Raw genomic sequence first — 12,249 nt, forward strand, 5'->3', positions numbered from 1 at the left:
GCGAAAATTACACCGTCTGAATTTATAATTTTTTCAATTAGTTTATCTCTATCGTCTTTTAATGGACATAATTCTTCACCTTTATCCATACACAATATGCAGCCTTTACAGGTTCCCAAGTTATAATCACTTAACTGAACTATTTCATATTCTATATCTCCAAGTAATCTTAGTTTTTGCAGTAAAAGTTCAGTAGTATTATAAGTATGCTTCTTCCTTGCGCTACCAATAAATGCAGTAACTTTCATAAATGTAGCCCGCCTTCAAATATTTTTTTGTATTCTTGAAAAAGTAATATGTTTAAATCGCTCTTCCTTAGTTTTCTTTATTTTTTCCCTATGAACCTCTTTAATTCAATAATAATATAATATAAACATTTTAGAAATTATTGTCAAATATTTTCAATAAAAATATTAAAAAGATTTTATGATTTTTCTTAGTTCAATCTATCCCTTCTTTAAGCGCAATCTCATTGAGGATGCGCTTAAGAATTTTGGCTTTGATTTTAATATCATCCGGTTTGATATGGTCTATTTTGATTTTCTGGGTAGCTTCATCTAATGCACTTCCTAAACTGGCTAAATCGAGTAAGGCTACTTTTTTACAGAAAAAACTTCTGGATCTGCCCTCATCAAAATTATCCATCATGGTTTCCAGTAATTTCATTTTCTTTTTCTGCTGTTCTATAAATTTTTTAATGCCATGTTCTTTGATGAAATTCAAATTTGGCAGAACTTTTTTATATGGCGGATAAGAAGAAGACTCTTTCAATTGCTGATATTCTTCATTACTCTTGAATTTAGAACAGGGAAATTCTGAACACTCGGCACAGACTTCCAGATTCTTTTTCTTGACGCAGCAAGTAATAAAAGAACAAGATGGGTGCTTATTGAAGAAATCAGGACCAGCACATCCCGGACATCTCGATAGCCCTATAGTGTAGTATCTTGGGCATAAACCACAATCCAGACCGCATACGCTAATGGTTGGATATTTCTTTATTGGGTATTTTTCTGAATCAGGTTTTGTTTGTCCCATCTATTCACCTCCTTAAGTTGTGATTCGGAATTTCATATAAACAACTAAGAATTTAAAAAGCCAAAAGCCTCAACCCTATATTTAAAAAACTCCTTAAATCCTATAAGTCTTCCGCTAAAAGCGTATTATTTATCTAATTTAAAACTAAATTATTAATTATCGGAGATACTAAGATGTGTTTCCATTTTGTTAAGGAAAGAATTGTATTTACTAACTTCGTAATATTGCAAGACTTGAACCTATATGCTATACAACCATCCCCGGGCATTTTATTTCATAGGTCTTGCTCTGTTATAACTTTAATTTTATTCTTTTTCAATAAGATAGTTGTCACTCCATCACCCTGAATGAGTCGGTTAGAAAATATCCCATTATAAATCCTGCCACAACCACAGGATGGACTTTCTTGTTTTAAGATTGCTTCTTTAATACCATAAAGCTGAGCCAATGTTAAAACCTGCTCTGCTCCTTTTATAAAATTACGAGTTACATCGACTCCCGATATGGTTATGACCTTTTCTCCTTTTTGCTCTGCAGGTTCTCTAGGAGTTGATAAGCCACCCAACTGTTCCGGACAAATAGGAATCAGTATTTCTTTTTTGACTAAACGGATAACTTCATCGTTGGGGATGATTTTTCCATCGTATCGGCAATTGATTCCCAATAAACAAGCGCTGCATAACTTCATATTCGTGATCCTCCACAATACCGCCTAAATAAATTTTTCTATCTGTAGTTTTTCCAATAATACCATCAATTACTTTCCTTTTTAACTAGTTGGATTTTTCCAAAGGCAACAGGAATAGTAGTGAAATCAAATACAAAACCCCATATACACTTCCCACTGATAAGGGAAACATGGCTTGTAATAAACTGATTTCCAGGAAAAAGACATTGATCAGAGAATACAAAGAAAGAATAACTCCTTCTAATAAGCCCAAGATCACCATAAACCAATAAAATTCAAATTTATGGGAAGCCCAGATTCTGCCAATCCCAAAGGTAAAGGCGGCGATCCCCCATCCACCAGCAATAAAGGCGAATTGATTGGTATAAGAGGCATATCCGGGCAAGGCAATCTTAAACACAGGGAAGCAGAGAGCTATTGCTGCAAATAAATCAACAACTCCGTTGCTCAATAGAATAACCCGGATGAATTGGATTTTCTTCTTTGTTTCCATGAATCGCTTCACTCCTCACCAAGCGAAAACCGTCCCCTATTTGTGGGCACTCTAAATTGAATTAGTTTTCATTTTCTTAAGAATTTATCTTTATCTCAATCAAATTTATTTTCATGCTTACTCTCCATTCTGTTTTGCATGGTATTTTTACCCTGTTATAGATAAAATGTCAACTTTTTTGGCAGCTTTTTCTTTTCGTACTCTTCCGGAATAGACTTCCACCTTTTTATGAAGATTTGTTGAATAATTTTCATCATTAAGTACCTCTTTTAGTAGTATTATTAGACAATAACTCTTTATTGCATTTGGTATGCACTGTCATCACCTGCATTCTTTTCCCACTCGGGGTATTGCGCTGTGTCCATGGCGACCGGTTCGTCCGGCTCAATGACACCATCTGGATGTAGATATGTAAAGTCCTTCCATCCTTCGGATTCATTGTAATCTGACTGGCCATTCCAGGTCCAGTTAACGACTTTAAGAGGAACCCACTCACTTTCCGGGAGAGCCGATTTAAACATAAGGTACATGCGATTCTTCTGGGTTTTCCGAGCGACTCTCAGCTCTATCGTAACGCCGTCTTTACGTACTTGCTGCAAAGGTTCTTCCTTACTATTTCCAAGTTTGATTGCGGGAGCATCCATTGCCCGGGAACCGCTTTCGTAAGGGTAGCACACATCCAGCGCTTCCGTAATCAGGCTGCGTACGATGTTATCATCATCGTATTTCCAAAAACAAGATTCTTCTTCAAGAATCTGAACCCATTGTTCTTCCCCTTCAATTGTCGCTTGATCCAAATTCTCTGCCTTGAAATGAATTCCTTGATATTGCAAAAACCAATCAGTCGGTTGAGCAGAATCATATGCACCCTTCCCCAAACAATTACTTTCTTCCAATTTTTCTCCACGGTTGGGATTACCGATATTATTTTTTTGAGAAGCAGTAATGATAACCTTATAGTTGGGTTTTTGAATTTCAAAATTAGTCCAGGCTGAAATTTCGTCTCCATTGGAATGTATGGTGTACTGTGCTTCGCCGGTTCCTCCGTCCACCCAGTAAAATTCCAGTTCCGGTGTGTCAAATTTTTCTAGGGGAAGCACTCGACCTCCTTCGCGAAAATGCGCTTCATAACGTTTGATATAATTCTGACCCGACCCATCTGCTGTCTGGCCTTGTCCATCCAAAGTCCATTTCCCGCCTCCAGGGTCTTTATCCTCTGGTATAATTATGCCACGAATTTTTATTTTTTCTCCTACGACAACCGGAACCGTCTCATTAGTAATATCTATCCATTTTCCATTGACTTCTCTATGGATTTCAATAGCAGGAGGCGGTTCGCCAAAATACCAGCTTGCTTTATACTTAACATCACCTGATTCTGGCGGCTCATACTTGATACCCATAAAACTCTGGTATTGGAAACCATATTCCAATTCTTCTGATGTCCAGGATATATGACCTCTATTCGATCCCGATTTTAATTCACTGCCATTCAGCCCAAAATGAATTACTACCGAGCCTTCAGTTTTCTTGCCATCTTTATCGGTAATAACAGTATGAACAGGTACAGTAAAATAAAAGGTATAGTGATCCATCTTCTGGTTTCCTGCCATAGCCTGCATTAAGGCCACTGGATCAACTTGCCCGGAAAGTTGCATGGCATGTGCCACACCCGCCGGCCCGGTAAAGCCCATCCATTCCAGATGCCCCTGTTTTTGGGGATCGGTTATGGATTGAAGTGAAAGGATTGGTACACTTCCCGAACCTTGAGCAGTATAATAAACTTCGCCTGTTTTTTTATCCGTCGTTATATTTTGATAGTTTGCCTTTGCCTGCATGCCGCTTTCATCAGGATAAAATAAGGTTACTCCACTACGATTTTCCATCAAAACCAGATTGCCGCTGACCGATGCGGATAGGGAGCCTGCTTCTTCCAGGTTACCATTCTGCTCATCGTGCTTGTTCCAGGAAATTTCTATATTCACATTTGCTTCAAGTTCATCTTGTTCTTGGAAATAAGATCCCTCCTGGGCAACCGCAGAAAAAGGAAACAAAAAAAGAATGCCATAAAAAACAATCATCATGAATAATGATCTAAGTAAAAGACATTTGATTTTTTTCATCTTACTATCCTTGAGAAAATAATTTTATTACCTTTATTAATACAATAAAAGGCTTTAAAAATCCTTCTTTTTTAAAATATTTCTAAAAAAGAAGGATTTTTAAATCTTTTGTCGTATTGATATCAAAGTATAGAAAAATTGAAAAAACTAATACTTTTTAATTATAGATCCCAAAAATTTATCCGAATAGTCTTAATGAAATATTGTAAAATACCATTGAATTTATTTCAAAGTGTTGAATAATGATTAAAAATAGTAAAATAAACAACAAGGGACGAAGAAATGTCTAAATGTATCCTCATATGAAGATAACTAAAAAGCAAGCACGCCAATTTATGCTTATACACCAAAAAATTATACCTGCACGAACACTTCTGGGAAAAGAAGGCATACTTGAATACATGCGCCGGGTCGGCTGTATCCAATTTGATCCGCTTAATGTAGTGGGGTACAATTCATACCTTGTCCTTCAGTCTCGAATTGAAAATTTCAAACCAGAATATCTACAGGAACTTTTATATTCCGAAAGAAAATTATTGGATGGATGGGATAAGAATATGGCTGTCTATGATGTTAAAGATTGGCCATATTTTAGCAGATATCGTGAAAAAGCATACCAGCGGCATGGTGGTGAATCTAATTTTATCAGTAAAATTTTTCCAGAAGTAAGAAATGCCCTTGAGCAGAACGGACCTTTGTCATCTATCGACTTGAAATTTAACCATAAAGTAGATTGGCCTTGGGCACCTACCAGGGCAGCTCGCACAGCCTTGGAGAGCATGTACTTTTGGGGAGAATTAATTATTCATCATAAAGTAGGTACAAGAAAGGTTTATGACTTTACCAAAAAATATCTTTCACCTGAGTTGCTGTCTATGCCAGATCCTAATGCTACACTGGAACAGTATTTCGAGTGGAAGGTAAAAGGCGAATCGGAGCAGTCGGATTACTATAGGGACGCTATAGTGAAGCATGGCTTGGTATAAACTGGATGAAAAGCAAGGAAAGAACTGAGGCTCTTCTGCGACTTAAAAAAAAGGTGAGATATTACCAATTAAGGTAAAGGATATTATATACTTTCTACATCCGGAAAGAAGAAATATCATTATTGCATGAGGTGTTAAATGGGATTGATGTAAAACCACAAGCCTCTTTTATTGCTCCTTTAGATAATCTATTATGGGATAGAAAATTAATAAAAGAGATTTTTGGATTTGAATATATATGGGAAGTATATAAACCAATTTCCGAACGTAGATACGGCTACTATGTATTACCGGTATTATACGGTGAAAGTTTTGTAGCACGTTTTGAACCTAAGTTTAATACAAAAACTAGAAAACTTGAAATAATAAAAATAGAAATAAAATAAGGGAGTTGAATGATATGACCTATGATGAAGTTGTTCGGAAGCTTGCTCCATGCGGACTGGATTGTAGCCGGTGTGCAGATTATCAAGACGGAGAAATAAAAGAACTAAGTACAAAACTATTGAATTTGTTAGGACGCTACGATCGATTAGCGGAATTAAAGTCAACAATAATTCCTACTTTTAAAAGCTATAGTAAATTTAAAGAATTACTGGAACTATTTGCCCAGGTATCATGCGGAGGATGCAGAAGCGAAAATGTAAAATGTCTGATTAATTGCCATGCCCAGACCTGCCATAAAGATAAAAAAGTGGATTTTTGTTTTCAATGCGAGGAATTCCCTTGCGACAAGCAGTGCGAAAGGAAAATAAGAGAACGATGGATCGCTAACAATCAACGCATGAAAGAAATTGGAGTGGTTAATTTTTATACAGAGCGGAGTAAATTGCCAAGGTATTGAAGATTGGAAGGGAACTGGCGATAAACAACATTTCGAAATCTTCTGTGGTTAATTGATTATTTCTTGAAAAACCCCAAGTTTTGCACCGACCTTGCCAGAATCGATTCTGACACAGATCTATGCCGGTAACTATATACCCCCTTTTATAATTCAGATGAGAAATAAATAGTATTTATTCCTCACCCCAGCGGTACTTTTTATTCTGGCGCAGCTTATCGAGATCGCAATTCAAGCACAGTCCGTTATGACAGTATATCACCTCGCCACATTCAGAGCAGCGCCACTTTACCTCTTCCTTTTCTAGGAATCTTTTGATACCATGCTTTTTGATGAATTCGAGGTTTTCTATCATGCTCATATGATACTTGGTACGGTATCGCTTATCGAGGGCTTTCAGCCGAGTACAGGGAAAATTTTCACACTCATAACAAAAACGAACAAGTCCTTTCCTAAGCGCTTCGCAACGGTTACCCATATGAAGACAATTTTTGCCGCGAGGTAGACAACCCTCACAATAAAATCTTTTAAATCCCTGCCGGTTCAAATCATTTTTCATCGCCAGATAACTGATACATACCCCACAATTCATCCCACAGGGAGCAATAAGCTTTTCGTCCATCTTTAACCGCCATCTTATTTTCTTAAATTATTCAACTTTCCCGTTATTCATCAAGTGGTTGACAGGCAGGGCACCAGTAAACCGCACCGCCCAGATAAGCGGCTTTTTTTATATTCGTGCCGCAGACGGAACATGGCTTTCCAACCGTGTTTTTACTGAGAAGCTTTCTGTATCCACCCACGCTGCCGAACAAATCCTTTTCGGTGTCGCGACCTCCCAGCCTCGTCATTTCCGTAAGCGTATCTTTTACCGAATCGAACAGCCTGCCAAATTCTATCTCACTAATCGTTCCCATTTTACGCTTCGGATGGATGCCGGTGTGAAAGAGGATGTCCTGCAGCACGCCGTTACCCAGGCCGGGGATACGCTGCTCCGTAGCGAGAAATGCTTTGGCCGAGAGCTTGTCCGAACCTTCCGTACGCAGCGAATCAAAGTACACCCTATCAAAAGCATCAGCTAGCGGCAGGGGTTTTTCTTTTGCCACGAGATGGTATTTATTATTATAAGCTCCCTCTATAAAAGCTAAAACCGCTCCATACATCTGAACCGTACAGACAAGGGCACTCCCGTCGTCAAACTCAAGCAAAAGCTGATGCTTCGACGGCGTTTTGCTCGAATCATCATAATAACGAAGGTTTGCTCCATCGCCGAGGACGATACGGCGGTCGCCGGCAGCGATCTCAATCATTGCGCCGATGCCGATACTGTCTCCGATGACCTGTCCGGCAAGGAGTGCGCTATAATCCACTGGGTCACCGTGATAGAACGCAAACTTGTGTGGCGAAGCGTTGGCGATGACCTTGCAGATTTTTTTGCCAAACACTGTTTCATTCAATTGCTTTGCGATAGTTATGCTCTCGGGTATTTCTATCATTGTATTATCACCTCCAGATTAAAATACTATAGGCTTCTAATAATCCACCTGGCATATCGGAGCTTTAACCGTAATGAAGACCATTTGTTAAATCTTCCTGTTCACTGCGTTATATTCATGCCCATATATTCTGCTACCTATTTGTTATATTGTAAGACCTGCTCCTATACGATTATTAACATAAAGAATTTTTTTATATTAATTATTCTACGTATTTTTAAAAAATCCTTCTTTTTAGAGAAAAAAGTTGCAAGATGCAAGTGCGGAGAATCTGCCATAATAACAGAGGGATTAAAACTAATAATATTTAGTTATAAATGGGGAAAATGTGTAAAAGCTGTGGGAAAATATCTTCTTGAAAGCCTTGCAATATAAGGGTTTCAAGAGAATGTTACGAGAATTGCTTCTACGAGCATATTTTGCCTTAACTGATACTTTACCCCTCAAAAATGGCACTTTTTTAACTAAATCCCACCACTTTAAAATCTGAAAGTGGCTATTTATAAGGATTTTAGGATTTCGGAGAGGTAAAAATAGGCTAAAAATGGGGGTCACAATTGCTGATTTTTCGAAAATTTAAGTGCGTTTAAAGGCACTCTCCGTGCGTTTTTAGGGCATGCCTGAAGAGGGTCTGAACCCCTTACAAATAAAGGGTTTTAAGATAGTAAATTGGAACGGTGAACCCTCCCCTGTTCTTTTAAAAGTTACTGAATTGCTGAGCTAGTTCAACCCTCTCTTGTCATCTTGCAAAAGTAATGTCAATAAAAATATTTTTCTCCATCTTCTTTCCAAGGGGATTAGGTATAATGAAATAACATTATAAAAAAACTATTAAAATATGACAATTGAAACATCCCCTGTTCATAGATTTCTATTTTTTGGAACTCTCATATTCTGAAGTCTTTAATAATCTATTACGATATAGAGAAACATCAACATTTAAAAAAGAATGTTTCTGAACAATTAAAATTAGAACTTTACATCCACATTCAATTAACCTACAGTAGTCAGAACTCATAGTTGTAAGACAACATTTTATAAATTTAATCGATCTATCTGTATATTTATTGCTCTCAGAAATCTTCTTCACCATTTCATTGTAATCTTTCCTTTCTTCATTCACTCTCCCATCAATATCATAGAAGGATACAGCTTCTTGAAAAACATCGACATTCAAGTATGAAGAATTCCGATAAAGTTGGCCAATAAGGCTAAATTCATTAGACCAAATAGGAAATAAGCTTATATCTGGTTTTTTTCCAGATTGAAAAACATCAAGTGCAGCACTAATTTCTTGTGTTTGTTTTGATAGCTTGGGCAAATGTTGATAGAAATTTTCCACAAGTATTTTTATATCTAACACTAATTGCTTTCGAAATAATAATCCATACTTTGCATGATTTATTAGCTCTCGTATCAGAAAGACCATAATTGCCACACCAATTCCAATAAGATAATGGATAAATGAAAGACTCTCTTCTGGCATTGAAATTACCACCTTTTTAATTTATTAATCTTAAAATTTGAGGATGGACTTCACAAAATCACAAAATGTCACACCAAAATAGAAAAAGAAAATGGAGTGTACTACTATTTATTTTCATTATTTTTGACCAAAGAAACTGGAGTAATCGGTATCCAAACTGAAATTCAAAAATAAAAAAGGATATTTAATTCCTCTTTTTTCCATAATTTTCTCGTTATTCACTTCCACGAGAGACGGTGTAGGAGCGGAAAGGGAAATGTTTATATTTTTTTCAAAGGTTTCTTTTTTTGATTCCATTGCTAATCGTTCATAGTCCTTGAATAGTTGAAGATTTGTTAAAACTTTTGGATTCAGGCGTCTGAAGATATGACGTTTTTTCATGATATCTAATGAAATGGGCTCCGGAATAATCCAAGAATAACGCGAAAGAGAGATTAAACCTTCTTGTAATTGATTGTAATTGTATGGGTCAAGCTGTGGCGAGTCCGAGTAAAAGAACTTGGCAAACCCCATGATAGCATAACAAGGGTCACAGTAGGAAATTGCCATCGCTATGTCATCTTCAACATAAAGGTGGTTGCCTTCCAACCCAACCGAACTACCCATTTTCCCTGCTTCAAAGGCTGTTGAAATAGAAAAATTTGCAGAAAAGAAATCGTCAATTCCTTTCCTGTTTTTGAAACACTTACGCAAACCCGAAGCAACTACAGTTCGGCATCCTGGAAAACTTTTCTCTGCTTCACACTTATTTATGTATTCGTGTATCCTTGAGACCAACCCAAGGAACTTTGCAACATTACTTCCAGATTCTGCAGTCGTTCCTTCAAATGTTGTTTTGCCTTCTTGTGGATATCTTTTTCTTAATTGGTCTAGTGAGTAACCACCAGTTAAGCTAGTTCGACCAGTTGGTGGATTTAAATATTTGACATCTATGCCTAAAAATATGGCATCATTGAAACGAAGGTATTCTAGTCCACTCGGATACAAATCAGGATAGTTAGACTTCTCTTTCTCAAAAAATCGTATAGCTTTCTCTAACGATGATAGTCTTTCAATTGCTTGTGTTCCGGTTTGAGTTCTTATGTCACAATTTGCAACCATGAGATGATTTGAAAATCCAAGCAGGTCCAACTGAGCTGAACATGCCCAACGCACATCTGAATTTATCAATTATTCATCCTCCATTTGTAAAGTATATAAAATATATGGGGACAACCTATAAAGATTTTATTTTTTTCTATGGTTTAGCTTTCCATTTTACGAGGTCTTTCTTTATGACGTTTACCTATAATAATACCTAAAGCCTCAACCATCTGGTTAAAAAAGCTCTTAGATCCCATAGGTTTTCCGTTGATAATTATCGAATTATTGACCTGACACAACGATTCTTTGTCATATTTTACATGTTGATTATTTTATACGGATTTTATATTTATTTTTTTTCTAATTTCAGATAAGCTTTCCTCTTCCCATAGTTCTTTTTTTCGTTTCTCTAAGAGCAAGGAATCATTACTCTTCCATTTAATTAACCTTATTTTTCCTCTTTCGATCTCAATGTTCGTTATCCCTTTACTATAAAGTCCACATCCTGTATTAAAATAACACGGTAAGGGCACTCCCTCTGTTTCCAATGGAGAAATGTCTCTTCCCCGTCTTTCTTCTGAATGAAGCTCTTTTTTTAATTTATTGATATATTCAGACAATTTCCTAAACTTTTCTTTATCTGTGGAACATTGTTTTTTTTCAGATTTCTTTAATTCAATTTTTTCTTTTAACCACACATAATACGAGCGAGAAGCAAAAATTGCATTATGTGTATGTCCACAAATAAGAATAACATTATTATCCTTTGCCCAATTATAATATAATTTTTCACGATCTTTTGGGATTTGTGATTTTGTAGCTGAACAATTTTCATAACCAAATATTCTCGCAATAGGCACAAATATTTTAAAAGAACGAGACCAAATACGACTATGTGAAGCTTTTCTATCACACAAATTATCTCCTTGGTGACCATGAACTAGAAATATGTAATCATCTAGCATAATCCTCTCAGGAATTCTATCTGGTATGTTTCCATTATTTATAATTGGATCGGACAGTCTATTCTGTTTCCATTCCATATCGTGATTCCCAAATATACGATGAACTTTGTTTTTTGGAAAGCTTCTTAAAAGTTTATATATATTTTTATCGTATCTATCGCGTACTTTAATAAAATTAAACTGCCAAAATTCTTCAACGTCTCCCAAAAAGATTATCGAGTATCCATTATTTTTATAATAGTTCAATGCAAATATCATCGTTTCTTCATTGTGAACGAAATTGTCTACTTTTCCACCATCCCCCAAATGCAAATCACTAAATAGAGCATATTTATCATTTGCATTAAGGGGAAGTTTTTTAATATTTTGGTCAACACCTTTGCATAGTTCTTTTAGTCGTTTAATAATAGCAGCATCATTCTTAGACATAATTGCACCTCTACGATAAAATGTTCGAAAATTAGGAACTTCTGTAAGATTCATGGATTCCTAGGGTCAGACTTTACAACTTCTCAAAATGTAAAACGAAAACAGAAAAAGAAAATGTGAAATTGTAAAGGCTGACCCTAGTCGTTTCTTCAATCCTAGAAAATATTTCATCTTTTAATCAGAATCAATTTCTTTTAAGCGTTTATAATAAATTTTAGAAAGCAATAAATGGGGTATGGTCTCAACAGGCTGACCCCTTATATTTCCTGATGTTTTTAGATTATTCTATAGTTATAAAATTATAGCTTTGAAATGCTTTTCTTAATTATAGACCCTTGCTATTCCCCTTTTTTATTTTCAAGTAACGAAGGCAAAAAAGTAACCCATCTATACTTATTCTCTAGTAATTTAATTTGCTCTTTTTTTAATTCTGAAAAACCAGCTAGGCTAAGACCTGTAACTGTCAATATTGCATTGCCAGTAGCTACGCCAACAACTGAAATAGGAATTGAAATCATTGTGGCAATATTAGCCCATCTTTTAACTTTCGGGAAAACAGTATAAATTTTTTTCCTTATTTTCTTTTTTTTGTCATTAAAATTAGTAATTACATCATTAGGA

At 36.0% G+C, this 12,249-nt stretch carries 13 protein-coding genes; 3 read left to right on the forward strand and 10 right to left on the reverse strand.

The window, feature by feature from the left end; all coding sequences use genetic code 11:
- The 5 genes from ENO17_01600 to ENO17_01620 form a co-directional block, all read right to left on the reverse strand.
- On the reverse strand, nucleotides 1-248 hold a 248-nt coding region (locus tag ENO17_01600; protein ID HER23740.1), incomplete at its 3' end, for a flavodoxin family protein.
- A 193-nt stretch (nucleotides 249-441) separates the two neighbouring features.
- Nucleotides 442-1,038 carry a DUF3795 domain-containing protein gene (locus ENO17_01605; protein HER23741.1) on the reverse strand — a complete coding sequence of 199 codons (597 nt, stop codon included), beginning with the start codon at nucleotides 1,036-1,038 and terminating at the stop codon, nucleotides 442-444.
- 274 nt (nucleotides 1,039-1,312) lie between these two features.
- On the reverse strand, nucleotides 1,313-1,726 hold the full coding sequence (locus ENO17_01610) for a DUF523 domain-containing protein (protein ID HER23742.1): 414 nt from the start codon (nucleotides 1,724-1,726) through the stop codon (nucleotides 1,313-1,315).
- Between the two features lie 85 nt (nucleotides 1,727-1,811).
- The gene (locus tag ENO17_01615) at nucleotides 1,812-2,219 is read right to left on the reverse strand and encodes a hypothetical protein (protein HER23743.1); all 408 of its coding nucleotides are present in this window, start codon (nucleotides 2,217-2,219) and stop codon (nucleotides 1,812-1,814) included.
- Between the two features lie 296 nt (nucleotides 2,220-2,515).
- Complete coding sequence (locus tag ENO17_01620) at nucleotides 2,516-4,105, reverse strand: hypothetical protein (GenBank protein ID HER23744.1); 1,590 nt, start codon at nucleotides 4,103-4,105, stop codon at nucleotides 2,516-2,518.
- A 527-nt stretch (nucleotides 4,106-4,632) separates the two neighbouring features.
- On the opposite strand from ENO17_01620, the gene ENO17_01625 reads away from it, so the two are divergent.
- The 3 genes from ENO17_01625 to ENO17_01635 all read left to right on the forward strand — a co-directional run bounded on the left by ENO17_01625 (nucleotide 4,633) and on the right by ENO17_01635 (nucleotide 6,172).
- The gene (locus ENO17_01625) at nucleotides 4,633-5,328 is read left to right on the forward strand and encodes a hypothetical protein (protein ID HER23745.1); all 696 of its coding nucleotides are present in this window, start codon (nucleotides 4,633-4,635) and stop codon (nucleotides 5,326-5,328) included.
- 80 nt (nucleotides 5,329-5,408) lie between these two features.
- A complete protein-coding gene (locus ENO17_01630; protein ID HER23746.1) occupies nucleotides 5,409-5,714 on the forward strand; it encodes a hypothetical protein in 306 nt (101 codons plus the stop codon).
- A 14-nt stretch (nucleotides 5,715-5,728) separates the two neighbouring features.
- A complete protein-coding gene (locus ENO17_01635; protein ID HER23747.1) occupies nucleotides 5,729-6,172 on the forward strand; it encodes a DUF3795 domain-containing protein in 444 nt (147 codons plus the stop codon).
- Nucleotides 6,173-6,344: 172 nt separating this feature from the next.
- On the opposite strand, the gene ENO17_01640 is transcribed toward ENO17_01635, so the two are convergent.
- The 5 genes from ENO17_01640 to ENO17_01660 all read right to left on the reverse strand — a co-directional run bounded on the left by ENO17_01640 (nucleotide 6,345) and on the right by ENO17_01660 (nucleotide 11,682).
- Nucleotides 6,345-6,791, reverse strand: a complete 447-nt coding sequence (locus ENO17_01640; GenBank protein ID HER23748.1) for a DUF3795 domain-containing protein — start codon at nucleotides 6,789-6,791, stop codon at nucleotides 6,345-6,347.
- 43 nt (nucleotides 6,792-6,834) lie between these two features.
- Nucleotides 6,835-7,665 (reverse strand): endonuclease VIII, encoded by an 831-nt coding sequence (locus ENO17_01645; GenBank protein HER23749.1) that lies wholly within the window; start codon nucleotides 7,663-7,665, stop codon nucleotides 6,835-6,837.
- Between the two features lie 871 nt (nucleotides 7,666-8,536).
- Nucleotides 8,537-9,151 (reverse strand): hypothetical protein, encoded by a 615-nt coding sequence (locus ENO17_01650; protein ID HER23750.1) that lies wholly within the window; start codon nucleotides 9,149-9,151, stop codon nucleotides 8,537-8,539.
- 117 nt (nucleotides 9,152-9,268) lie between these two features.
- Entirely contained in the window at nucleotides 9,269-10,321 is a 1,053-nt protein-coding gene (locus ENO17_01655; protein ID HER23751.1) for a hypothetical protein, read from the reverse strand.
- A 245-nt stretch (nucleotides 10,322-10,566) separates the two neighbouring features.
- A complete protein-coding gene (locus tag ENO17_01660; GenBank protein HER23752.1) occupies nucleotides 10,567-11,682 on the reverse strand; it encodes a hypothetical protein in 1,116 nt (371 codons plus the stop codon).
- Nucleotides 11,683-12,249: the final 567 nt, after the last annotated feature.

It is taken from the genome of Candidatus Atribacteria bacterium (assembly GCA_011056645.1).
In the GTDB taxonomy this organism is placed as follows: domain Bacteria; phylum Atribacterota; class Phoenicimicrobiia; order Phoenicimicrobiales; family Phoenicimicrobiaceae; genus Sediminicultor; species Sediminicultor quartus.

Coding starts and splice junctions, on each gene's coding strand:
- ENO17_01660 (HER23752.1), bottom strand. CDS start 11,682: ATGAATCTTACAGAAGTTCCTAATTTTCGAACATTTTATCGTAGAGGT.
- ENO17_01605 (HER23741.1), bottom strand. CDS start 1,038: ATGGGACAAACAAAACCTGATTCAGAAAAATACCCAATAAAGAAATAT.
- ENO17_01615 (HER23743.1), bottom strand. CDS start 2,219: ATGGAAACAAAGAAGAAAATCCAATTCATCCGGGTTATTCTATTGAGC.
- ENO17_01620 (HER23744.1), bottom strand. CDS start 4,105: ATGGAAAATCGTAGTGGAGTAACCTTATTTTATCCTGATGAAAGCGGC.
- ENO17_01635 (HER23747.1), top strand. CDS start 5,729: ATGACCTATGATGAAGTTGTTCGGAAGCTTGCTCCATGCGGACTGGAT.
- ENO17_01625 (HER23745.1), top strand. CDS start 4,633: ATGTATCCTCATATGAAGATAACTAAAAAGCAAGCACGCCAATTTATG.
- ENO17_01645 (HER23749.1), bottom strand. CDS start 7,665: ATGATAGAAATACCCGAGAGCATAACTATCGCAAAGCAATTGAATGAA.
- ENO17_01610 (HER23742.1), bottom strand. CDS start 1,726: ATGAAGTTATGCAGCGCTTGTTTATTGGGAATCAATTGCCGATACGAT.
- ENO17_01650 (HER23750.1), bottom strand. CDS start 9,151: ATGCCAGAAGAGAGTCTTTCATTTATCCATTATCTTATTGGAATTGGT.
- ENO17_01640 (HER23748.1), bottom strand. CDS start 6,791: ATGGACGAAAAGCTTATTGCTCCCTGTGGGATGAATTGTGGGGTATGT.